Here is a 23,353-nt window from a genome sequence, read left to right on the forward strand (position 1 = left end):
AAGTGTTAATTAAGGGTCATATGACCATTGAAATAAAAGGAGTTTTGTTAAGATGAACAAACGTGTTAAAATTGTTGCAACCCTTGGTCCAGCGGTAGAAATCCGCGGTGGTAAAAAATTCGGTGACGATGGTTACTGGGGTGAAAAATTAGATGTTGAGTCATCAGCACAGAAAATCGCTGCTTTGATTACAGAAGGTGCCAATGTTTTCCGTTTCAACTTCTCACACGGTGACCACCAAGAGCAAGGTGATCGTATGGCAACAGTTCGTCGTGCAGAAGAAATCGCTGGTAAAAAAGTAGGTTTCTTGTTGGATACAAAAGGTCCAGAAATCCGTACAGAATTGTTTGAAGATGATGCAAAAGAATACGCATATACAACTGGTGACAAATTGCGTGTTGCTACAAAACAAGGTATCAAATCTACAAAAGAAGTGATTGCTTTGAACGTAGCAGGTGGTTTGGATGTCTTTGACGATGTTGAAGTTGGTAAGCAAATCCTTGTTGACGATGGTAAACTTGGTTTGACAGTTGTTGAAAAAGATGCAGTAAACCGTGAATTTGTTGTTTTGGTTGAAAACGACGGTGTAATTGCTAAACAAAAAGGTGTAAACATCCCTTACACAAAAATTCCTTTCCCAGCTCTTGCAGAGCGTGATAATGCAGATATCCGCTTCGGTCTTGAGCAAGGTTTGAACTTTATTGCTATCTCATTTGTACGTACTGCAAAAGACGTAGAAGTTGTTCGTAATATCTGTAAAGAAACTGGTAACGACCACGTTCAATTGTTTGCGAAAATCGAAAACCAACAAGGTATCGACAACATCGACGAAATCATCGAAGCAGCAGATGGTATCATGATTGCTCGTGGTGACATGGGTATCGAAGTACCATTCGAAATGGTTCCAGTTTACCAAAAAATGATTATCACTAAAGTGAATGCAGCTGGTAAAGCAGTTATCACAGCAACAAACATGTTGGAAACAATGACTGAAAAACCACGTGCAACTCGTTCTGAAGTATCTGACGTATTCAATGCTGTTATCGACGGTACTGATGCAACAATGCTTTCAGGCGAGTCTGCAAACGGTAAATATCCAGTAGAATCAGTTCGTACAATGGCAACTATCGCTAAAAACGCACAGACTCTTCTTAATGAATATGGTCGTTTGAACTCTGATCAGTTTAATCGTGCCTCTAAAACAGAAGTTATTGCTTCTGCAGTAAAAGACGCATGTCACTCAATGGACATCAAACTAGTTGTAACAGTTACAGAAACAGGTTACTCAGCTCGTTCGATCTCTAAATACCGTCCAGATGCGGACATCTTGGCAGTAACATTTACTGAGAAAGTACAAAAATCATTGATGCTTAACTGGGGTGTTATTCCAATTGTAACAAACCGTCCAGATTCAACTGACGATATGTTTGATTTGGCTGAACGTATTGCCAAAGAGCAAGGTCTTGTTGAAGCAGGAGATGACATTATTATCGTTGCTGGTGTGCCTGTAGGTGTTGCAGGTTCAACAAATACTATGCGTGTTCGTACAGTAAAATAATAAAAAGGTCCGCTTGGACCTTTTTGTAGTAATTAGAGAATAAGTTAAATACGTGCTGTTATAGATTTTTTGCCTCTAAATGATTTTGGGATGTTGATATAAAAAATAAATAAGAGTAAGAATAACTTGTTCAAAGAATATAAATATAAACGGAGGAAAGATGAACATTCAAGAACGATTTTCTTTGAGAAAATCCGCGGTTGGCTTGGTCTCAGTCTCTTTGCTATGTGCTATTTATACATCCACTGTTGCTGCCGATACAGTTGTTACAGGAGTGAATGAAATAATTGAAGAATCACAAGTCAAGGATGAGGTATCTATTGAATCAGAAAAAAATGAATCCCTAGATGGTTCTAATATTGAAATTGTAGAGGAAATAGCAGACAACATCCCATCACCTGTTATCGCTGAAGGGGAAGTAGCGGTAGAGATGAAAGTTGACAGAGGGACCGAGAATGTAGTTTCTAGAAATGATACAGAAGTTACGACGAGCGAGCAAAATCAGATAGAGGTTACTGAGACAAAAGAAATTTTGAATCAGACCAGTTATCAAACGGAGAGTGGCGAGCAACGACAAATTATATGGGCCCATGGAATTACTCCTCCTGCAATGGAACAAAGCGGTGGTTTTGTAAAGGAAAAGTATGGAGACTATTTAAACTATACAGCGCCATTTGAGGCTGGAAAAGGCTACTATGATACCAATAAGAGTCTGAATGCTTCATTTATTGACCTTAATCTTTGTTTTGCAGCTGTGTCTTCAAACATGGTACATTGGTGGTTGGAACAGAATAGTTCCTATGTTGAGCGATATCTCAAAGAAAAAAAGGGTACAGTAAATGTTGAAGAAAACTACGCAATAACGGACTTACGGCGCTATATTAATTCATTCCAAAATCAACAAAATAGTCGAGTTTTTGATATGTTCAAAACTTACTATGGTTATCGTACAAATGGTTTTGTATCAGATGCCTTGGTTGACTTGTTTATTAACGGATATAAACCTAAGGCACAGGGCGGTGTCAATCTGGAAGATAGCCAGTTAGTACCAGATAGTAGGGGTGGCTTTTTCTACGACGTTTTCAAAGAGAAAAAACTGACAAATCGAATTTTTAGTGGTAGTTATGAGCGGTTTGGTGAGGATGTTCGAACTGTTTTGGAAAGCAAAGGATTACTCGGCTTAACTTATAGAACATTAGGTTATGCAACGCATATTGTGACGGTATGGGGTGCTGAGTACGACAATCAAGGTAAGATTAAGGCTGTCTATATCACAGATTCTGATGATCAACAAGAACAAATTGGTTTGAAGCGTATGGGAATCACTCGTGATGCTTCCGGAAATCCACGTTTGAATAATCATATGAAAAATAATTCAGCTGGAGCGCTTTTGGATTATGTCCATACAATCCGTCTGGGTCAAGACTTATGGGAAGAATATTTCAATCCGCTTGCAAAAGCCAAAGAAACAGCTAGTCAGACATTAGCCGATACAAAGAAGGCGTTGGATTTGTCTATTCAAGGACAATCTGAATTGCCAGAATCAATGCGACTGATTTATCTTGAAAAACTAAATAATCTCTATAATCAAGGAATTCTATCTATTCAAAAGGCAGAAAGTTCTGAGATGCTAAGTGGTGCATTGGAAAATGGTTTAAATAGTTTAAAGAGTTTAGATTTTCCTATTTCAGAAGTTGGAAATGCTTTGGCACCAGATTTACCAGTAGGTGATCGCTCAACGGTTTCAGATGTTGATTCTCTATCATCTCAAGAAACAAGTTCCACAAATTTGGAAGCAGACACAGAGAATGCAGGTATTATTGCAGATGGTACCAATCAATTGCATTTTCCAGTGGAGGCCCAAACGACATCTTCAGTAGAGGCTGAGGGAGATAATGTTTTTGAACAAGAGGCAGATACATTACCAATAATTATTGAAAACAAGGATGAATTTGGTTCAGAACTATCAAGAAACATGCAAACGTCAGAAACGGATTCGCTAGTAGTAGCTGTTGAAGAAGATGTGAAAAATGATGAGGTAGCCCAAGTTGAAGAGCTTCTTGAATCAGAAAAAGTTGAAAATCAGAGTTCGGAACTTCTGTCAGACACCCTAATCGTAGAGAGTGCAAATGACAAAGAAGAAGATAGAGTGGAGGCGGTTGTTTCTGAACAACCAGACTCAATACCACATCAAAATGTAGAAATCTCTCTTGTAGAACCAACGAATGTCGAAACTGAAACTGTGGTCACTCCTATTAATGATGCAGCTACTCCTCATGGTTCCCCGACGTATATAGATAATTCCGTAACTGAATCTGTAGCTACTCCACTTGAAAAAGACTCCATTCAAGCCGGAGAGACAGAAATTGCAGAACCAACCTCGAGCGAATCAACGAATGTCGAAACTGAAACTGTGGTCACTCCTGTTAATGATGTAGCTACTCCTCATGGTTCCCCGACGTATATAGATAATTCCGTAACTGAATCTGTAGCTACTCCACTTGAAAAAGACTCCATTCAAGCCGGAGAGACAGAAATTGCAGAACCAACCTCGAGCGAATCAACGAATGTCGAAACTGAAACTGTGGTCACTCCTGTTAATGATGTAGCTACTCCTCATGGTTCCCCGACGTATATAGATAATTCCGTAACTGAATCTGTAGCTACTCCACTTGAAAAAGACTCCATTCAAGCCGGGGAGACAGAGATTGCAGAACCAACCTCGAGCGAATCAACTAGTGTTGAAGCTGAACTTGTCGACAATTCTGAAATTCATGCAGCTACCTCTTCAGTTACTCCCTGTGGCTCCTCGGCATATGCAGATGGTTCCACAACTGAATCTGTAGCCACTCCGCTTGAAAAAGACTCCATTCAGACTGGAAATACAGAAATTGCAGAACCAACCTCGAGCAAATCAACTAATGTAGAAGCTGCATCTGTCGACAATTCTGAAATTCATGCAGATGCCTCTCTAACTGCTGTTTCATCAGTTAATCTGGATAATCCAGTGATTGAACCAGTAGCTATCTCCCTTATCGGTTCTAAGAGGGACACGAATGCAGAAGTAGAAGTTTCTTCATTATCGAAAAGAGAGGTTAGAAAAACAAATACTGACGGGCTAATCTCTGTTCAATCAAAAGTTATTAAGAAAGAATTGCTAGAATCAAGCTTAGCAGAAGCAGGGTCTCCATTGCTAGAAGCCACCATTGCTCAGTCTTCAAACTCAAATAGTACTGAGATAGGTATGAGCTATCAGAATACTGTGTTATTAGAGTCTAATAATACAGAGCGTCAGGTGTCTAAAGCAGAAATTGTTATGGAACACAAGGAGACAGAGTTAGTTGAAACGGTTTCATCTGCTTCTGAGCCTGTAGTGCTCGTAGAAAATATCTCACAAACCTCAAATAATACTATTGAATCTGGTAAGAATATGGGAGTTCAATCTCAAGCAGGTGCAAAACAAATTTTAGGCGTAGAACAATCTTCGAAAGTAAGTACACCTACTTCAAGACAGATTATGGGAGTCGGTCTATTGACTCTTGTTCTTGGTAGTGCTTTAGGTTTGTTAAAGAAAAGACGTAAGTAAAAGAAGTATCGTCATTTAGTTTTTCTTTTATTACTTCGTTAACTCGCCTTACCTAACTCCAGTTATGCCTGCGGCTCGTTGCCTAGTACTAAAAGTAAACTAAAAGACTATATTTTCAACGAATTAGGTTTTTAAGTGAATCAGTTTCTATGGTTGCGATAACATGCTATAGATAATCCTTTAATAGCTTGAGACTAGAATGGTAGTATTCTAGATAGAAATAAGCAACGAGGTTCCCCGTTGCTTATTGTATTTATTGGTTAGATAACAACTAGTCTTAGTATCTACATTTAAAGGGTTAGTAGAATCTAAACGTATCGTATCTTATTTTTTGAGAATATATCTATTTGGAGAATATGGTGTACGGTCAAAGTTTGTTTCTTGATTGAGAATTTCTTTAGCAATTTGCCAACCGATAATTGGACCGTTTGTCAGACCGGTGGAGCCTAGACCACTAGCTACCCAGACATTAGGCATATCCTCAATATTTCCGTAGAATGGTGAATAAGTTGAAGTATAGGCGCGCGTTCCAATGCGAGTTCTGGTTACAGGATAGTTTGCCAAATCAGGCATGAATTCAGCTATTTTATCATGCATGGCTTGGATTTTTTCAGGGTCTAGTTCTAAATCGTAGCCCATGTCATCTTCATGAGTTGCACCAATAATGATTTTCCCATTTTCAAATGGTAGGATATCAATCTCTCCGTAAGGCATACAAACTGGCCAATTGTCGGTATCGAATTCTGTATCTAATTCGAACAATTGTCCTTTTTGTGGTCGAACATCCACTTGATAGCCAAGAGGTTCAAGAATATGTGGTAACCAGGCCCCTGTGGCTAAGATAATATGGTCAGCAGTAAGCACTTGATTATCTACTTCGACAGTATGGTTGTCGAGCAGTTTTGCCTGTCCGTAGATACGTGTACCACCATTTTTCAAAAATTGTTCCTGAAGAATATCAATCAAACGCCCACCATCAATACGACCGCCACCTTCTAAATGGATACCAAAATAGTCTGGCTTAAGTAGTGGCAGGTACTGGTTAATTTCCGAGCCTATAAGCGGAGTAATTTCGCCAATAGTCGGAGTATCTACGCGACGTTCCTCGGCAATTTTTTGGATTTTATCAAGTAGTTCAGGCTTACTTTTTAGGCCGATGGTTCCAGTCTGTTTGAATGGAATTTCAGTAGCACCCGATTTTTCCAAATCGGCTACCAATTGACGGTAGAAAACAGCACCATCGGAAGTCAGCTTATACCAGTCTTTATTTTTTTTCTGAGCCATCCATGGGCAGATGATACCTGCGGCAGCTCGTGTGGCTGTTCCGACCCCTGAATCAATGAGAGTAAGATTGACTTGTTCTTCTTGGGAGAGATAAAAGGCTGCAGTAGAGCCAACAATTCCTCCGCCTATAATAATAACTTGTTTTTTCATAAGTTAATTATATCACAAATTCAGAAGTTTATTTATTTTTTTCAACATGATACAATAGAAAATAAGAAAAATTGAGGAGTTCGTGTGTCAGATATAATGTATCCTGAGGTCCTAACTGTTGGAAGTGGGGCCGTAAAAGTTGCAACAGTCGGAGATAGTTTGACTTATGGATATGGCTTGGAGAATCGGGAAAAAGATGCCTATCCTTGTATTCTAGCTGAGAAACTTGGGCATCACTATCAAGTTTCAAATTATGGATTGAGTGGGCGTTCACTTCAGTCAACTGCAGATTTTCCTTACTTTAAAGAGAAGAATGCCCAACTTTCACTTGAGAGTGAAGCAGATATTGTCATCATCATGATTGGTAGTAACGATAGCCGAGGACCATATTGGAATAGGGAGAGGTTTATTCAAGAGTATAGGGAAATGGCAGAGCAGTATATGGATTTACCAAGCCAGCCGGATGTTTATTTAGTCATCCCGCCTTACGTACCAACCAGTCGTTTTGGATTGAATAATCAAATTATTGAAGATGAATTACAAAAAATTATCCCAGCTATCGGAAACGAACTTGGTTTACCAGTTATTAACCTTTACACTGTGACGGAGGGACATCTTGAATACTATAGCGATGGTCTTCATTTGACACCGTTAGGAAATCAAGTTATTGCTGAAGAGATTTACCAGCATCTCAGACACTAATGGCTCTAAATTGTGGTATAATACTAGTGAAATGGAGAGATTATGGTAAAAAGAGATTTAATAAAACAAATCAGTTTATTGGTCTTATTGATTTTTGGAATCATTGGCCTACGATTTTGGTTACTTGAGCCAGTCACGATTACCCCTGAGATGGCAAATAGTTATTTGAAGGAAAATGACTTTATCATGACAGTGCGAAATGTCCGCCCGATTCATGGAGATTTTATTTTGTATAACCATGAGGGAAAAGAGTATGTGAGTCGTGTGATTGCATTGGAAAACGAGACGGTTACCTATATGGACGATGTTCTCTATCGTAATGATATTATTGTTACAGAGAACTATTTAAAAACGCCTCATTCACAAGAAAGTTATACAGATGACTTTACATTGGAAACCTTGACAAATGGAAAGTACAACATCATTCCAGAGGGACACTATTTGGTGTTGAATGATGTACGAACGAATCAACAGGATAGTCGTAGTTTTGGTTTGATTTCTAGTGAGGCTATTGTTGGTAGACTGACTTTTCGGATTAGTCCACTTTCAGAATTTGGTTTTATTAAGACAGGGCTGGTTCAGTAGAATCAGCTTTTTTTATTGTATTGAGATGGCTGGAACTGTATTTTGAAATTAGACTAGACCAATTAAAATGTTGACAAGGATGAAATCTTGTTATATACTGATTTCACTGGTCTTTTTAGATATAAATTAGACTAGACCAATTTTTAAAGAAATGAAAGCCGATGTTAACAAACATCGTAGGTGATATGTATGTGTGGAATCGTTGGTGTTGTAGGAAATACAAACGCAACTGATATTTTGATTCAAGGACTTGAAAAATTAGAATACCGTGGTTATGATTCAGCAGGTATTTTTGTGACGGGTGGTGAGCAAGCTCATCTTGTGAAAGCTGTTGGTCGCATTGCAGAATTGTCTGCAAAAGTTGGCGATAAGACTGAAGGGACAACAGGGATCGGTCATACTCGTTGGGCGACTCATGGTAAGCCAACTGAGAACAATGCTCACCCTCACACTTCTCAAACTGCTGGACATATCCTAGTTCACAACGGTGTGATTGAAAACTACGCAGAAATCAAGGAAGAGTATCTTGCAGGTCATGACTTGAAAGGGCAGACAGATACAGAAATTGCTGTACACTTGATTGGTCAATTTGCAGAAGAAGGTTTGTCAACTCTAGAAGCCTTTAAAAAAGCATTGAAGATTATTCAAGGTTCATATGCCTTTGCTTTGATTGATGCTGCGGATGCAGATACAATCTATGTTGCCAAAAATAAATCTCCACTTTTGATTGGTCTTGGTGATGGCTATAACATGGTCTGCTCAGATGCCATGGCTATGATTCGTGAGACAAGTGAATACATGGAAATTCACGATAAGGAATTGGTTATCGTGAAAAAAGATAGTGTTGAAGTCATGGACTATGATGGCAATGCGATTGAACGTGGTAGTTATACAGCTGAGCTTGATTTGTCAGATATTGGTAAGGGAACTTATCCATACTACATGCTCAAGGAAATTGATGAGCAGCCAACTGTTATGCGTAAATTGATTAGTGCCTATACAAATGAAGCTGGTCAGGTAACAGTTGACGCGGATATTATTAAGGCAGTACAAGAAGCTGACCGTATCTATATCTTGGCTGCTGGAACTTCCTATCACGCAGGATTTGCCGCAAAAGACTTCTTGGAAAAATTGACAGATACACCAGTAGAGTTGGGAATTTCATCTGAGTGGGGCTACAGTATGCCACTTTTGAGCAAAAAGCCACTCTTTGTCATGATTAGCCAGTCAGGTGAAACTGCTGATAGCCGTCAGGTATTGGTTAAAGCTAATGAAATGGGCATTCCAAGTTTGACTGTAACCAACGTTCCTGGTTCGACCCTATCACGTGAGGCAACTTACACCATGTTGCTCCATGCAGGACCAGAAATTGCGGTAGCTTCTACAAAAGCCTACACTGCACAGATTGCGACTTTGGCAATCTTGGCGAAGGCTGTCGGTGATGCAAATGGCAATGCCTACGCGAAAGAATTTGACTTGGTGCATGAATTGTCCATCGTAGCTCAATCTATTGAGGCCAGCTTGTCAGAAAAAGATGTGATTGCTGAAAAAGTTGAAAAACTCTTATCAACCACTCGCAACGCATTCTATATCGGTCGTGGTAGTGACTACTACGTTTCTATGGAAGCCAGCTTGAAATTGAAAGAAATTTCATACATCCAATGTGAAGGCTTTGCGGCAGGTGAATTGAAACACGGTACCATTTCATTGATTGAAGACGGTGTTCCTGTCTTGGCCTTGATTTCAAATCATCCACATCTTGCAAGCCATACTCGAGGCAATATTCAGGAAGTGGTGGCGCGTGGTGCCAATGTCTTGACAATTGTAGATGAAGCAGTAGCTAAGGAAGAGGATGACATCACTGTTACAACGGTTCATCCATTCTTATCAGCGATTGCTATGGTTGTTCCGACACAGTTGATCGCTTACTATGCGACATTGCAACGCGGTTTGGATGTTGATAAACCACGTAACTTGGCTAAGTCTGTTACTGTTGAATAAGAAGATAAGGTTCGGATTTCGGACCTTTTTTTCAAATCAATGAAAAAACATACAAAATTTTGTTAAATTTATTAAAAATTCTGAAAAATTCTTTGAAATTAAGGATATTTTTTGATATACTAGAACCTAATAATTCTTTTAGGAGAGCTCTATGGATTATGTTTTGGAAGTTCTGCCCAGTCTACTAAATGGTGCTGCAGTCTCCTTGCAAGTATTTTTTCTAGTATTGATATTATCCTTGCCATTAGGAGCTGTTTTCGCTTTTTTAATGCAGATTAAATTTAAACCCTTACAATGGTTATTGCATTTCTATGTATTAATTATGCGAGGAACCCCCTTACTTTTACAATTAATTTTTGTTTATTACGTCTTACCAAGTGTGGGTATTACATTTGACCGAATGCCTGCTGTGATTCTGGCCTTTACGCTCAACTATGCGGCCTATTTCTCTGAAATTTTCCGTGGTGGTATTGAAGCTATTCCAAAAGGTCAGTATGAAGCTGCTAAGGTATTGAAATTTACCCCTGTTCAGACCATTCGCTACATTGTCTTACCACAGGTTGTGAAAATTGTTCTGCCAAGTGTTTTCAATGAAGTCATGACTTTGGTAAAGGATACTTCTTTGGTCTATGCACTTGGGGTTAGCGATTTGTTGTTGGCTAGTCGTACTGCGGCCAATCGTGATGCCAGCTTGGCACCTATGTTTATCGCAGGTGCAATCTACCTATTGATGATCGGTGCGGTAACACTGATTTCTAAACAAGTAGAAAAGAAATTTGATTATTATAGATAGGAGGAAGTCATGTTAGAGTTACGCAATTTGTCAAAACGCTTTGAAGATAAACAGATTTTCTCCAACTATGATTTGGTCATTCCAGAAGGGAAAATTGTTGCCATTGTTGGTCAATCTGGCGGTGGTAAGACAACTCTTTTACGGATGTTGGCTGGTTTAGAGACTATTGATTCAGGAACTTTGATGTATAACGGTCAAGAACTGCCATTAGAGGAGTTGGGAAAACGACATTTGCTGGGCTTTGTCTTCCAGGACTTCCAGCTTTTCCCGCACCTATCCGTATTGGAAAACTTGGTTCTCTCTCCTATGAAAACGCAAAATATGTTGCGTTCAGAGGCGGAAGACAAGGCCCTTAAACTCTTGGATACTCTTGGACTTGCTAACCACGCAAATGCCTACCCATTTTCATTATCGGGTGGACAGAAACAACGTGTGGCCTTGGCGCGTGCGATGATGATTGATCCTGAGATTATCGGCTATGATGAACCAACTTCGGCCCTAGACCCTGAATTAAGAAAAGAAGTTGAGAAACTGATTCTTGAAAATAGGGCTACTGGAATCACGCAAATTGTGGTCACCCATGATATGCAGTTTGCTGAGAATATCGCAGATGAAATCATCAAAATTGAACCGAAACACTAAGAAAAGGAACAAATATGATGATGAATATTAAAAAAATGATGCTTGGAGCTCTTGCTCTTGTAACTTCTTTGACTCTTGCTGCTTGTGGCTCCAATGATTCGGCTACTAAGTCTGATAATTGGACAGCCTACGAGTCTGAAAAATCCGTTACGATTGGCTTTGATAAGACCTTTGTCCCAATGGGATTTGAACAGACAGATGGTTCTTACACAGGTTTTGATATTGACTTGGCTAATGCAGTCTTTGAAAAATATGGAATTACTGTAAAATGGCAACCAATTGACTGGGACTTGAAAGAAACTGAATTGAATAACGGGAATATTGATTTAATTTGGAATGGTTATTCTATTACAGATGAGCGTAAGGAAAAAGTTCTTTTCACAAATCCCTACATGGATAACCAACAAGTTCTTGTAACCAAAAAATCTTCCAATATTAGCCAAGTATCTGATATGAAGGATAAGATTTTAGGTGCGCAAGCAGGTTCATCTGGCTATTCAGTATTTGAATCACAACCAGCTATTTTGAAAGATATTGTTCAAAATAACGATGCAAGTCAGTATGCGACCTTCAATGAAGCCTTGATTGACTTGAAAAACGATCGTATTGATGGCCTTTTGATTGACCGTGTGTATGCAAATTATTACTTGCAACAAGAGGGAATTATCGCAGATTACAACATCATTGATGCAGGTTTTGAAAATGAAGCCTTCGCAGTCGGTGCTCGTAAATCAGATACGACACTCGTGGAAAACATTAATAAGGCGTTTGCTGAATTATATAAAGAAGGTAAATTCCAAGAAATCTCCCAAAAATGGTTTGGTGAGGATGTTGCAACCGACACAGTAAAAAAATAATAATGTAAGCAAAAGTGACTGAACAAGACATCCATGATGGTTACACCCTCATCCACAGAATAATGAAAAGAACTCGTGAAAACGGTGGGGTGTACACCAATATCATTAACTTAAGATTCTACGAGGCTGAGCAAAAAGCTCAGCGCCACTTCTCGGAGTTCGTGTCAACATCTCAGCGCAGTGGTTGATTGGCTTAAACAGTCACTATTCTGACTGTTGGAGCTATGCGGGGGTGGGAGTTTAAAAGGTCTGGGAGACCTTTTAAAGTGGGAGATATAAGCTGACGGCAGTCAGCTCACATAAATTGATGTCTGGGGATAGATTGTTTCAGCTCAACAACTTAAAACGAAAAATTGTTGACGAACTTTTTTTCGTCTGGTCGAGTTCTTATACGAAAACTCAAAAGAATGCAAAAATTCCCTTCCTATGATATAATCAAAGTGAAAAAAATTTGTATTTAGGCTACTAGTTCGTCCCTAGTAGTCTTTTTTTGTGCTAAAAATTCAGGATAAGTCATCTGTTCTTTTAAAAGGATATAGGCTATTTTTAATAGTTGATGCGCAAGTGCAATGGTTGCTTTTTGTGAGCCACGCCGACTTTGAATCTGATAATATCGTTCTGCTAATGGGCTGCCTTTTTGTCTTTTGACAGCGAAGGCCGCTTGACATAAGCATTTCTTCCAATAGGAATTCCCGTGTCGAATCTTGGTACTTCGTTTTTCCCACTCCCTAGGATTTTTTATTATATGACTTTTAGTCCATCACAATCCGTAAAGTATGTGACAAATGAACCGAGGATGGGCAAAAAATGGTCCTATAATTTCTGTAGCGGGTAAAACCACTATGGAGCCTTTTAAATGTAAAAGTCATATGACCTATAATGAAAAGCGAAAAAACTTACATTAGAAAGAGGTCATATGGAATAAATCAAGAGTTAGGGGAGTGACTCTTGATTCCTGAGCCTAGAAATAGAAAAGCGAAGATCTTATCACAAATTTTCTTGGAATAGAAGACAAAAATATCGCTATCATGACTGAATATGATGTGGAAACTCACTTAGATTGTGTGTCTCCAAAATGTCTTGCCTGAAAGGGACAAATAGTGAAATACAACTTCCAAAGAGCATCTAAAATCCTTTGCTTAGAAGCAGCTGATAATCCTCTCTCCTTATCCATCTTAGAAAGCGTCGGTTCAAGTGTAAAGGATGCGGGAAAATGGTTGTCGCTGAAATTCACTTATTAAAAAAACGACCAAATCTCTGTTGCTATTAACCAGAAACCCCCCCAATTACTACTCGTTGAGAATCAAGCAATGAGTAAGCAATGTTCACCTGATACTATTGTCATCAAGGATAGCTTTTCTATCCTATTCGGAACTATAAAGTAAGAGTTTTTGAAGGGGGTAGATATTGGTTGCATGTATTGAAAAACTTGTGGTTCCATGGTTTTTAAAGTTACTCTATCTGGCTATATTTTGAACTATGTTATTACACCAGTTTCTGATTATGTAGTGAATTGCTTGTTGGAAGGCTATCAGTAATCTGTGATTTTAGCAGATTTAGTCAGGAGTTTAAAGACAACTTGGAACAGAAGGATAGAACATGGAAGGAGTTAATTAGTATAACAAATGGAGATTATTAGCCATGAGGCGAACCATTGAAACTCGTTTTCTGAATCATACGCTTTGTTTGATATAGAACAAACCTTTGCCAGAGGACTGCTCGGATTACAGCTACGGATTGAACAAATCCTACTTATCTACAATCTAAGCTATTTTGACTTTAACTAGTAGCACGGGTAAAAAAACTGCCTAGTTCAATCAGAACTGGGCAGTACTTATTTTACATTCTAAAAAATGGATTGAAATTTTTCTCATGTCCAACGCTGGTATTTTGACCATGACCTGGATGGACAGTATAGTGATTTGGCAGGGTAAAGATATGTTCTCTGATGCCAGTAATCAGGTCATCAAAGTTGCTGGTTGGCAGGTCTGTGCGTCCCACAGTTTCACGGAAAAGTGCGTCTCCAGTGATGACACATTCATCCTCTGGGAAGATAAAGGAAACACCACCAATAGAGTGACCAGGTGTTGGAACTACCTTGAAATGAAAACCGTCAAACTGGTAGTCTTCTTGGTATTGGAAGATTTTTTCAGCAGGTCGGCAGACTACATTTTCCATATCATCATGACGAGGTAGACCTGATAGATTCATCTCTGGTGTGTAGAGCCAGCTGGCTTCATTTTCAGCCACATAGACAGGCGGGAAATTGTAGGTCTCACGCAGGATGTCCAAACTCATAATATGGTCATAGTGAGTGTGAGTCAGGAGAATAGCCGAAATTGGTTTTCCGATTTTTTCGATAGTTACTTGAATTTTTGTCCAGTCACTCCCAGGGTCAATGATAATCAGATGGGTATCATTTTCAAGGTAGTAGGTATTTTGAAAAGCGACAGGATTGACAGATTTGTGAATAATCATTCTTTTTCCTTCTTCTAACAGTTACTGATGTTACTAGTCTAACAAAAAAACACGCCTTCTTCATGGAATTTGTTTGGAGCTTTTTCCATGAGAGGGAATATGCTATAATGAACAGTATGAAAGACACAAGAACAAGCAATCGGTATGCCGTTGTAGATTTGGAAGCAACTGGTACAGGTACCGATGCAAAAATCATTCAAATCGGGATTGTTCTCGTTGAAAATGGAGAAATCATTGACAGTTATGCAACGGATATCAATCCCTATGAGCTACTGGATGACCATATCAAGAATCTGACAGGTATCACAGACCAACAGCTAAGTCAGGCTCCAGATTTTGGTCAGGTAGCAAGTACCATTTACGACATGATTGGAGATGCTATTTTTGTAGCCCATAATGTCAAATTTGATGCTAATCTCTTGGCAGAAGCACTCTTTTTTGAAGGTTATGAACTGTTGACACCGCGTGTAGATACGGTAGAATTATCACAGCTATTTTTCCCGACTTTTGAAAAATATAGCTTGGGAAACCTTGCAGAGCATTTGGAACTTGGTTTGGACCAGGCACACACGGCCATATCAGATGCCATGGCTACGGCGCGCTTGCTCATCAAAATTCAAGAGAAAATAAAGAGCTTACCCAGGTCTATTGTTGAAAAGATTCTTGATTTGGCGGACAATCTGCTCTTTGAATCCCGTTTGGTCATTGATGAGATGGTGCCTGTTCTGTCAGAAAATCTATCATACGATTTAGAATCTATTCATGACTTGGTCTTGAAAAAGCCAGAAGAAATCAAGTCAGCCTACCGATTATCTGAAGATTTTTCGACCAATATTGCCCTTCTCGGCTTGCATGAACGAAAAAAACAAACTGCTTTTGCTCAAGTAGTAGAAAAACGCTTGGTTGACGAAGAAAAAGTGCATTTTATTCAAGCGCAGGCAGGTTTGGGGAAGACTTACGGTTATCTCTTGCCTTTACTTGCTAAGTCAGACCAGCCTTTATTGGTCACCGTACCGACCAAGCTCCTTCAAGAGCAGATTATGGAAAAGGAAGGGAGCAAGCTTAAAGAGATATTTCGTATTCCCATAGTCTCTCTAAAATCACCCAAGCATTTTATCAAGTTAGACAACTACTGGAAAACCCTGCAGAGGCAGGATGATAATCGCCTGGTCAATCAATTCAAAATGCAGGTGCTTGTCTGGTTATGCGAAACCACGACAGGTGATTTGGATGAGCTTAAGCAAAAACAACGCTATCAAGCTTACTTTGATGAGATTGCCCACGATGGGAAATTGGAGCCTGAAAGTCTTTTTTGGGGCTTGGATTTTTGGCAACGATTGAACCAACAAGCTCTCTCTAGTAGACTGCTCATTACCAACCACGCTTATTTTCTCAGCCATCTTAAGGACCAAGATCCTCACATGGATAAGCGTATGGTGGTGATTGATGAAGCACAAAAGTTTCTCTTGGCTGCTGAAAATCTAGCGACGGCTTCGCAAGATTTGACAAGTATGTTACAAGTATTGCAAAGTAAAAAGGATAGAGCGACGGCTATTTTGGACCAACGTTTGTATGAGTCTTGCCAGTTTGAACTCAACCACTTTTTGAGTCGTTTTCGTCAGCATGGTCAACGAGAGGTTCAAAAGGCTGAACTTCACCAACTTGGTCAGAACCTGGAGGAGCTTGGAGATGTTGATTTGAACGACTTGCATCAGCTCATAGACTATTACGATACCTTTTGGTTGGAGGAGAAAAATTTAGAAGAAAAGCGGCTTGCCTATTTGCGGAGCTCCAAGGATAGCCTCCTAAATGCGACCAACTATCTGCCAGATACTAAGATTTTCTGCATCAGCGCCACCTTGACCATCAGCAAAAAGGTCAGTCTGGCGGATCTGCTGGGCTTTGAGCAGGTCACCTTGGATTTGATACCGACTCAAACTGTGACCAACCAGCGGCTACTTTTTCCGACCCATCTCCCCGACATCCTCGCTTGGACCAAGGAGGAGCATGCAGCATATTTGGCTACTACTTTAGGAGAGATAGCAGAGCTGGGACGACCGATTTTGGTCTTGTTTACATCGATTTCTATGCTCTTGCAGGTGTCGGATTTGTTAGAAGACAATAACATTCCCCACCTAGCCCAGCACAAGCATGGACAGGAAATGACTCTCAAACGCAAATTTGAACGAGGGGAATGCCAAATTTTACTCGGCACAGGTGTATTCTGGGAGGGCGTTGACTTTGCCAGTCAGAATCAATTGATTCAGGTTATTACAAGGCTCCCATTTGACAATCCAAAGGACCGGTTTGTACAAAAAATCAATCACCATCTGCGTGAAGAAGGGAAAAATCCATTTTATGATTACAGCCTGCCTATGATGATGATTAAGCTCAAACAAGCCATCGGTCGTACCAATCGCCATGACAAACAAGATTCACTAGTCTTGGTTTTGGACCCGCGTGTTCACACCAAACGCTATGGACAGCAAATTCTGTCCTTCTTTGAGAAAGATTATTTAATGTTAAGTGTGGATGCGAAAGAAATAGAAGGAGCTATTCAAGATTTTTTTGAATAAGTTGAAAGGGAGCCACAAGGCTTCCTTTTGTTTCCAGCGTTTTTTAATGCACTCATGATTAGGAATCTATTCCCTCTCTCCTTGCCGAATAACAGTGATTTTCTTTATGATTAAAATATGGTATAATTTTCCAAATATTAGTTTTTGTGAGAAGAGATTATGACAGAAAAAACAATTGTATTTAAGGTCGGGACAAGTTCTCTGACGCAAGAAAATGGCAGTCTGGACCGTATCAAGATCGCTCGGATTACCAATCAGCTGGCTCAGTTGCACCAGAAAGGTTACCAGATTGTGCTGGTGACGTCGGGCTCGATTGCTGCTGGTTTTCGGAGATTGGGATTTGACAAGCGACCGACCAAGATTGCGGAGAAGCAGGCTTCTGCGGCCGTTGGACAAGGTTTGCTGATTGAGGAATATACGCAAAATCTAATGAAGGACGGCATCGTATCGGCTCAGATTTTACTGACCCAGGATGATTTTGCGGATGCCAGACGTTATCAGAATGCCTCTCAAGCCTTGCAGGTCTTGCTCAAGCAACGGGCTATTCCTATTATAAATGAAAATGATACCATTGCCATTGAGGAGATTAAGGTGGGGGATAACGATACTTTATCTGCTCAGGTGGCTTCTCTCTTGAAAGCAGACCTATTGGTGCTCTTGACGGATGTGGATGGACTTTACACTGCCAATCCTAACAGCGATCCGACTGCCCAGCACTTGCCTCAAATTAAGGAGATTACGGAAGATTTATTTGCCATGGCAGCAGGAGCAGGCTCGTCCAATGGAACAGGTGGCATGACCACCAAATTGCAGGCGGCCCAGATTGCGACCAAGTCAGGCGTGCCCGTCTTTATCTGCTCTTCAAAAGAGGATACCGCCCTCTTGCAGGCGGTCACCCAAGCCAATCGTGGAACGCTCTTTTTAGCAGATGACCATGCCATGAACCAACGCAAGCAGTGGATGGCCTTCTATGCTCGGACAGACGCGGCGGTTGAAGTGGATGCAGGAGCGGTTGATGCTATGTTGCACCAGGGCCGCAGTTTGTTAGCTACTGGTGTCAAAGCCCTCGAAGGAGACTTTGAAGTGGGCCAGGTCGTAGAAGTTTACAGCCAAGCAGACCATCGTTTGATTGGTAAAGGTCGGGTCAAACTGTCCTCCAAGGACTTGCAGGACCAGTTGGCAAATGGCAGAGCAGAGGGCGTGTTGATTCACCGCAACGATTGGGTGAGCTTATAGTTGTTCAGTTTGTCTCGATTATGTTGACGAACGAGTAAACTGAAAGACTAAATAGGAGAAATTTATGACAACAACACAAGTATTATTAGATAGTTTATTGGCCAACAAGGCTTCTATCAACCTAGCGACAACAGAACAGAAAAACCAGGCTCTATCAGCAATGGCAGACCAGTTGGTTGCTCAGACTGAGGCAATTTTAGCAGGCAATGCCATCGACATGGAACATGCCCAAGGCAAGATTAGCCAGGTGATGCAGGACCGTTTGCTGCTGACAGAGGAACGGATTGAAGCTATGGCAGATGGCATTCGTGCCTTGATTGGCTTGCCAGATCCTGTCGGATTAGTCTTGGAAGAATCCACTCGGGCAGACGGCTTGAACATTTGCAAGAAATCCATTCCCTTTGGTTTGGTGGGAATGATTTACGAAAGCCGACCAAACGTGACTTCAGATGCCGCTGCCTTGGCCATCAAGAGTGGTAATGCGGTCATCTTGCGTGGTGGCAAGGAAGCTTTTCATTCGGCCAAAGCGATTGTCACAGCACTCAAGAGTGGCTTGGAAGAAGCTGGTGTCTCACCAAAGGTCATCGAGTTAGTCCAAGATACCAGCCGGGTCTCTGCGACGGAGTTGATGACCGCAAAAGGCAAGATTGATTTATTGGTGCCACGTGGTGGAGCAGGACTCATTCAAGCCGTAGTAGAAAATGCGACTGTGCCAGTTATTGAAACAGGAACAGGTATCTGCCATGTCTATGTGGACAAGGATGCGGACTTGGACAAGGCCTTGCGGATTGTGGTCAATGCCAAAACCAGTCGTCCCTCAGTCTGCAATGCGGCGGAAGTCTTGTTGGTCCATGAAGAAATTGCCAGCCAATTCCTACCTCGCTTGGAAGAAGCTCTTTCTGGTCAGGTGGAATTACGTGCCGACAGTCAGGCCCAGGCTCTCCTCAACCAAGCCAGACCAGCAGGCGACCAAGATTTTGACACAGAATTTTTGGACTATATCATGGCGGTCAAGGTCGTTTCAAGTGTAGAAGAGGCTATCAGCCATATCGCCCAACATTCGACTGGACATAGCGAGGCGATTGTGACGGAAAACAGCCAGACAGCAGAGCATTTTACACTCCATGTGGACTCGGCAGCAGTCTATGTCAATGCCTCGACCCGCTTTACAGACGGTGGAGAGTTCGGTCTGGGCTGTGAGCTGGGTATTTCCACCCAGAAGATGCACGCCCGTGGTCCAATGGGACTGCGTGAAATGACCACTTACAAGTACATCATCACAGGCGACGGCCACATTCGTTAGGAGGACAAGATGAAGATTGGATTTATTGGACTGGGCAATATGGGAGCGGCCCTAGCCCAAGCGGTCAGCCAGCAGCCAGATACCCAGCTCCTCCTCAGCAACCATAACCCAGCAAAAGCCCAGGCTCTTCAAGAGAAGGTAGGCGGTCAGCTTTTTTCTAATGGACAAATAGCAGAGCAGGCCGAGATTATTTTCCTTGGGGTCAAGCCTCACCTGATTCAGACAGTCTTGTCAGGCTTGCAGGACCAGATTAGCCAGAATCCGTCAGCTATCTGGATTTCCATGGCAGCAGGAGTGCCCCTTGACAGCCTGGCAGCATTTGTATCGGCAGATAAAGTTATCCGTATCATGCCCAATACACCAGTCGCTATCGGCCAAGGCATGACAACCTATAGCCTGGTCAATCAAAATCTCGCTCCGCTATTGGAACAAATCCTAGAAAAATCAGGCAAGGTCCAGCAAGTGCCAGAGAGCCTAATCGACGCAGCAACGGCTATCGCAGGCTGCGGACCAGCCTTTGTCTATCAGATGATTGAGGCTCTGACAGATGCAGGGGTGCAAAACGGGCTGACGGCCCAGGATGCCAAGGTATTGGCGGCTCAGACCCTGGCAGGAACTGCTCAGATGGTCTTAACCAGCGATAAACACCCAGCCCAGCTGAGACAGGAAGTGACCTCGCCAGGCGGCTCGACTATCGCAGGTGTGGTAGCTCTTGAAAAAGAAGGCTTCCGTTACGCCATTATCAAGGCAGTCGCCGCCGCCCTCAAAAAGACTAGAAAATTAGGCAAAAAATAGAAGACAGCAAAAAACGGGACTTTTAATCCCGTTTTGTTTTTTCCTTGATCCATTGACTGACGTTGGACAGGGCCTTGCTTTGCTCTGCCTTGCGTTTTTGTTCCTGGACAAAATCTGCAAAGCTTTGCTTGACGCCGTCCTTTTGAACCTTGTCCTGCAAATCATGCCATTTCTTTTTAAGGTTGCTGGAAGTCCGTTCGTAGTAGTCTTCAAGGATTTCTTCCTTGGACTTGTAATTGCGGTAGAAGGCATTGCGTGACACACCAGCTTTTCGGACCAATTCAGATACCGAAATTTGCTTGAGCTCCTTTTTCTCTAGGAGAAATAGCAGAGCAGTTTCTATTGATTCCTTAGTCAGTTGATTCGCTTCTTTATTTGATTGATAGAGGTTTTTCAAAGATTGGGGTGAAATTTTACGACCTGCCATAGTTTTCCTTTTCCGAGTGTCACATCTGAAAGAAAATGCTTTCAGATGGGGTAGTTTAATGATATAATTGTAAGTAAATAGAGATTTATTGTCAAATAAAAAAATAAAATTGGAAATGAGAATATTATGACAAAATGGAAAATCGTTGCAGATTCGGGCTGCGACTATCGTCAATTAGCTAATCTAGCTCCGGACACTGAATTTATTAGTGTGCCACTTACCATCCAAGTTGGAGAACAAGCATTTGTTGATGATGCAAGCTTGGATATTGATCACATGATGGAGGTGATGGAAGCATCTAAGTCTGCAGCGGGGTCGGCGTGCCCAAGTCCGCAGGCTTATCAGGCAGCTTTTGAGGGAGCTGAGAACATTATCGTTGTGACGATTACAGGTGGGCTATCGGGTAGTTTTAATGCGGCACGTGTAGCTAGGGATATGTATATCGAAGAGCATCCGAATGTCAATATCCATTTGATAGATAGTTTGTCAGCCAGTGGGGAAATGGATTTACTTGTAGACGAAATCAATCGCTTAATTAGTGCAGGATTAGATTTTCCACAAGTAGTAGAAGCGATAACTCACTATCGGGAACACAGTAAGCTCCTCTTTGTTTTAGCGAAAGTTGATAATCTTGTTAAGAATGGAAGACTGAGCAAATTGGTAGGCACTGTCGTTGGTCTTCTCAATATCCGTATGGTTGGTGAGGCAAGTGCTGAAGGAAAATTAGAGTTGCTTCAAAAGGCGCGTGGTCATAAGAAATCTGTGACAGCAGCCTTTGAAGAAATGAAAAAAGCAGGCTATGATGGTGGTCGAATTGTTATGGCCCACCGCAACAATGCTAAGTTCTTCCAACAATTCTCAGAGTTGGTAAAAGCAAGTTTTCCAACGGCTGTTATTGACGAAGTTGCAACATCAGGTCTATGCAGTTTTTATGCTGAAGAAGGTGGACTTTTGATGGGCTACGAAGTGAAAGCGTGATTCACAGAGTAATAATTTTGGGCTGTAATTTCCGCTATAGAATAATCCCCCTCGTCTTCTAAGTTCGAGGGGGATTGTTTGTATGAGACTATTGGATTTCATTCATTCAAATATCTTACGAATTGCTCCAGTTTATCTGCAAAATCTTGTTCAAAGAAGATCTGTAAGAAATCAGCTTTCTGTCCGCTGAAATAATAACATTTTCCAAACATGTGTTGGATGCTAGGAGAAAGAATCCCCTTGCTTAGCTGAAAGGTCACGCTCCCTTTGGAAATTCGATACGGGATGTTTAAAGCGTATTTCTCTAGACAGTCTTTTATTTTATTCCATTGAGCGTGATAAATGTGATGAAGATGCTGTGTGTTCCGCGCAAACATACCGTTATCAATGTAGAGCGAGAGAGCTTTTTGCATGATAAGATTGGTATCGTAGTCGATTAGACTCTTATGTTTGATGAAGATATCACGTAGCTGATTAGGAAGGCTGATTGCACCGATTCGGAGGGCAGGAAAGAGTGTCGGTGTAAAAGATTTTATATAGATGACGCGATTATCTGTATCAAGATAGTGTAAAGGTAGGCTATGACTAGAGTCGAAATCTGCTAAATAGTCATCCTCAATGATGTAGACATCGTATTGCTTTGCTAATTTTACGATGGCTGTTTTTGTTGCTATATCATAGGTTGAACCGAGAGGGTTGTGCAAGCGAGGAATTGTGTAGAAAAACTTAATTTTTCCAGTTTGGAAGATACTTTCCAATTCTTCTAGGTCAATTCCATCTAAATTCCGTTCAATTGTTTGATAGGGGATTCCTTGATGTCGAATGAGCTCTATCATTCGTGAATAGGTAGGGTTCTCTATCAAGATTTCCGTTTTTCCAGCCAAGGTTTCCATTTGTGTGAGAATATATAGAGCTTGTTGACTACCAGCTGTGATAACCAGCTGGTCTTTTTTTGTATAGACATGATAGTCCATTAACAGACTTTGAACGGAGGAAATCAATTCTGCCAATCCCTCTTGCTGGTGATAGTAGTTGAATAGGTAATTTTCCCGCCCAATAAGACTTTCTTTTAGACAAATCCGAAAATCTTCATAGGGTAATTCTTGAAAGTCTGTAGGATTGAGCTCTACAGTATGGTCTTGGAAATCTCTATCCTCTAAGATATAATAACCGCTTTTTTCGACAGCGTAGATCTTATTTTGGTATTTTAATTCCAACATAGCCTTTTGGACAGTGTCTTTGCTACAATGATATTGCTCGCGGAGTTGACGGATAGAAGGTAATTTCTCTCCACGTTTGAATCGATGTTCCTCTATTCCAGTCAAAATATCTTGGATGATAACTTGATATTTTTTCATCTAGGTCCCCTTTTTTATAGACTATGTTACTAGCTAGTATATAG

At 41.0% G+C, this 23,353-nt stretch carries 17 protein-coding genes and 2 pseudogenes; 14 read left to right on the forward strand and 5 right to left on the reverse strand.

Annotation, left to right across the window (positions count from 1 at the left end; translation table 11 throughout):
- Positions 1-52: 52 nt before the first annotated feature.
- Together pyk and ide-Ssuis are read left to right on the forward strand one after the other, a co-directional pair.
- Positions 53-1,558 (forward strand): pyruvate kinase, encoded by a 1,506-nt coding sequence (gene pyk, locus YYK_RS02640; protein ID WP_002935530.1) that lies wholly within the window; start codon positions 53-55, stop codon positions 1,556-1,558.
- Positions 1,559-1,718: 160 nt separating this feature from the next.
- Positions 1,719-5,144 (forward strand): host-specific IgM cysteine endopeptidase Ide-Ssuis, encoded by a 3,426-nt coding sequence (gene ide-Ssuis / locus YYK_RS02645; protein WP_011922092.1) that lies wholly within the window; start codon positions 1,719-1,721, stop codon positions 5,142-5,144.
- A 324-nt stretch (positions 5,145-5,468) separates the two neighbouring features.
- On the opposite strand, the gene YYK_RS02650 is transcribed toward ide-Ssuis, so the two are convergent.
- Positions 5,469-6,578 (reverse strand): NAD(P)/FAD-dependent oxidoreductase, encoded by a 1,110-nt coding sequence (locus YYK_RS02650; protein WP_012775645.1) that lies wholly within the window; start codon positions 6,576-6,578, stop codon positions 5,469-5,471.
- Positions 6,579-6,662: 84 nt separating this feature from the next.
- Between YYK_RS02650 and YYK_RS02655 the strand changes: the two genes are divergently transcribed.
- The 6 genes from YYK_RS02655 (at position 6,663) to YYK_RS02680 (ending at position 12,158) form a co-directional block, all read left to right on the forward strand.
- On the forward strand, positions 6,663-7,280 hold the full coding sequence (locus tag YYK_RS02655) for a GDSL-type esterase/lipase family protein (RefSeq protein WP_011922094.1): 618 nt from the start codon (positions 6,663-6,665) through the stop codon (positions 7,278-7,280).
- A 42-nt stretch (positions 7,281-7,322) separates the two neighbouring features.
- Complete coding sequence (gene lepB, locus YYK_RS02660; protein ID WP_011922095.1) at positions 7,323-7,865, forward strand: signal peptidase I; 543 nt, start codon at positions 7,323-7,325, stop codon at positions 7,863-7,865.
- A 189-nt stretch (positions 7,866-8,054) separates the two neighbouring features.
- Positions 8,055-9,866, forward strand: coding sequence for a glutamine--fructose-6-phosphate transaminase (isomerizing) (glmS, locus tag YYK_RS02665; RefSeq protein WP_012775016.1), 1,812 nt, complete (start codon positions 8,055-8,057; stop codon positions 9,864-9,866).
- Between the two features lie 151 nt (positions 9,867-10,017).
- Complete coding sequence (locus tag YYK_RS02670; protein ID WP_002940990.1) at positions 10,018-10,659, forward strand: amino acid ABC transporter permease; 642 nt, start codon at positions 10,018-10,020, stop codon at positions 10,657-10,659.
- Positions 10,660-10,668: 9 nt separating this feature from the next.
- Positions 10,669-11,301 (forward strand): amino acid ABC transporter ATP-binding protein, encoded by a 633-nt coding sequence (locus YYK_RS02675; RefSeq protein WP_011922097.1) that lies wholly within the window; start codon positions 10,669-10,671, stop codon positions 11,299-11,301.
- A gap of 26 nt (positions 11,302-11,327) precedes the next feature.
- A complete protein-coding gene (locus tag YYK_RS02680) occupies positions 11,328-12,158 on the forward strand; it encodes an amino acid ABC transporter substrate-binding protein (RefSeq protein WP_024379094.1) in 831 nt (276 codons plus the stop codon).
- Between the two features lie 465 nt (positions 12,159-12,623).
- Here YYK_RS02680 and YYK_RS10350 read toward each other — a convergent pair.
- Positions 12,624-12,879, reverse strand: a pseudogene (locus tag YYK_RS10350) (IS110 family RNA-guided transposase); the annotation flags it as partial.
- Positions 12,880-13,186: 307 nt separating this feature from the next.
- Between YYK_RS10350 and YYK_RS10355 the strand changes: the two are divergent.
- Positions 13,187-13,474, forward strand: a pseudogene (locus YYK_RS10355) (ISL3 family transposase); the annotation flags it as partial.
- Positions 13,475-13,997: 523 nt separating this feature from the next.
- On the opposite strand, the gene YYK_RS02685 reads toward YYK_RS10355, so the two are convergent.
- Complete coding sequence (locus tag YYK_RS02685) at positions 13,998-14,636, reverse strand: MBL fold metallo-hydrolase (protein WP_011922101.1); 639 nt, start codon at positions 14,634-14,636, stop codon at positions 13,998-14,000.
- A 107-nt stretch (positions 14,637-14,743) separates the two neighbouring features.
- Between YYK_RS02685 and YYK_RS02690 the strand changes: the two genes are divergently transcribed.
- The 4 genes from YYK_RS02690 to proC all read left to right on the forward strand — a co-directional run bounded on the left by YYK_RS02690 (position 14,744) and on the right by proC (position 20,546).
- On the forward strand, positions 14,744-17,212 hold the full coding sequence (locus tag YYK_RS02690; protein ID WP_012775018.1) for a bifunctional DnaQ family exonuclease/ATP-dependent helicase: 2,469 nt from the start codon (positions 14,744-14,746) through the stop codon (positions 17,210-17,212).
- Between the two features lie 159 nt (positions 17,213-17,371).
- Positions 17,372-18,448, forward strand: a complete 1,077-nt coding sequence (gene proB / locus YYK_RS02695) for a glutamate 5-kinase (protein ID WP_011922103.1) — start codon at positions 17,372-17,374, stop codon at positions 18,446-18,448.
- Between the two features lie 64 nt (positions 18,449-18,512).
- The gene (locus tag YYK_RS02700; protein ID WP_011922104.1) at positions 18,513-19,751 is read left to right on the forward strand and encodes a glutamate-5-semialdehyde dehydrogenase; all 1,239 of its coding nucleotides are present in this window, start codon (positions 18,513-18,515) and stop codon (positions 19,749-19,751) included.
- A 9-nt stretch (positions 19,752-19,760) separates the two neighbouring features.
- The gene (gene proC / locus YYK_RS02705; RefSeq protein WP_011922105.1) at positions 19,761-20,546 is read left to right on the forward strand and encodes a pyrroline-5-carboxylate reductase; all 786 of its coding nucleotides are present in this window, start codon (positions 19,761-19,763) and stop codon (positions 20,544-20,546) included.
- Positions 20,547-20,568: 22 nt separating this feature from the next.
- Here the strand turns inward: proC and YYK_RS02710 are convergent, their stop codons facing one another.
- On the reverse strand, positions 20,569-20,973 hold the full coding sequence (locus YYK_RS02710; RefSeq protein ID WP_011922106.1) for a TetR/AcrR family transcriptional regulator: 405 nt from the start codon (positions 20,971-20,973) through the stop codon (positions 20,569-20,571).
- A 126-nt stretch (positions 20,974-21,099) separates the two neighbouring features.
- On the opposite strand from YYK_RS02710, the gene YYK_RS02715 reads away from it, so the two are divergent.
- The gene (locus tag YYK_RS02715; RefSeq protein ID WP_002938910.1) at positions 21,100-21,951 is read left to right on the forward strand and encodes a DegV family protein; all 852 of its coding nucleotides are present in this window, start codon (positions 21,100-21,102) and stop codon (positions 21,949-21,951) included.
- Between the two features lie 98 nt (positions 21,952-22,049).
- On the opposite strand, the gene YYK_RS02720 is transcribed toward YYK_RS02715, so the two are convergent.
- Positions 22,050-23,309: an aminotransferase-like domain-containing protein gene (locus tag YYK_RS02720; protein ID WP_011922108.1), complete on the reverse strand. Its 1,260-nt coding sequence runs from the start codon at positions 23,307-23,309 to the stop codon at positions 22,050-22,052.
- Positions 23,310-23,353: the final 44 nt, after the last annotated feature.

It is taken from the genome of Streptococcus suis S735 (assembly GCF_000294495.1).
GTDB classification, from domain to species: domain Bacteria; phylum Bacillota; class Bacilli; order Lactobacillales; family Streptococcaceae; genus Streptococcus; species Streptococcus suis.

Coding starts and splice junctions, on each gene's coding strand:
- pyk (WP_002935530.1), top strand. CDS start 53: ATGAACAAACGTGTTAAAATTGTTGCAACCCTTGGTCCAGCGGTAGAA.
- ide-Ssuis (WP_011922092.1), top strand. CDS start 1,719: ATGAACATTCAAGAACGATTTTCTTTGAGAAAATCCGCGGTTGGCTTG.
- YYK_RS02650 (WP_012775645.1), bottom strand. CDS start 6,578: ATGAAAAAACAAGTTATTATTATAGGCGGAGGAATTGTTGGCTCTACT.
- lepB (WP_011922095.1), top strand. CDS start 7,323: ATGGTAAAAAGAGATTTAATAAAACAAATCAGTTTATTGGTCTTATTG.
- glmS (WP_012775016.1), top strand. CDS start 8,055: ATGTGTGGAATCGTTGGTGTTGTAGGAAATACAAACGCAACTGATATT.
- YYK_RS02670 (WP_002940990.1), top strand. CDS start 10,018: ATGGATTATGTTTTGGAAGTTCTGCCCAGTCTACTAAATGGTGCTGCA.
- YYK_RS02675 (WP_011922097.1), top strand. CDS start 10,669: ATGTTAGAGTTACGCAATTTGTCAAAACGCTTTGAAGATAAACAGATT.
- YYK_RS02685 (WP_011922101.1), bottom strand. CDS start 14,636: ATGATTATTCACAAATCTGTCAATCCTGTCGCTTTTCAAAATACCTAC.
- YYK_RS02690 (WP_012775018.1), top strand. CDS start 14,744: ATGAACAGTATGAAAGACACAAGAACAAGCAATCGGTATGCCGTTGTA.
- proB (WP_011922103.1), top strand. CDS start 17,372: ATGACAGAAAAAACAATTGTATTTAAGGTCGGGACAAGTTCTCTGACG.
- YYK_RS02700 (WP_011922104.1), top strand. CDS start 18,513: ATGACAACAACACAAGTATTATTAGATAGTTTATTGGCCAACAAGGCT.
- proC (WP_011922105.1), top strand. CDS start 19,761: ATGAAGATTGGATTTATTGGACTGGGCAATATGGGAGCGGCCCTAGCC.
- YYK_RS02710 (WP_011922106.1), bottom strand. CDS start 20,973: ATGGCAGGTCGTAAAATTTCACCCCAATCTTTGAAAAACCTCTATCAA.
- YYK_RS02715 (WP_002938910.1), top strand. CDS start 21,100: ATGACAAAATGGAAAATCGTTGCAGATTCGGGCTGCGACTATCGTCAA.
- YYK_RS02720 (WP_011922108.1), bottom strand. CDS start 23,309: ATGAAAAAATATCAAGTTATCATCCAAGATATTTTGACTGGAATAGAG.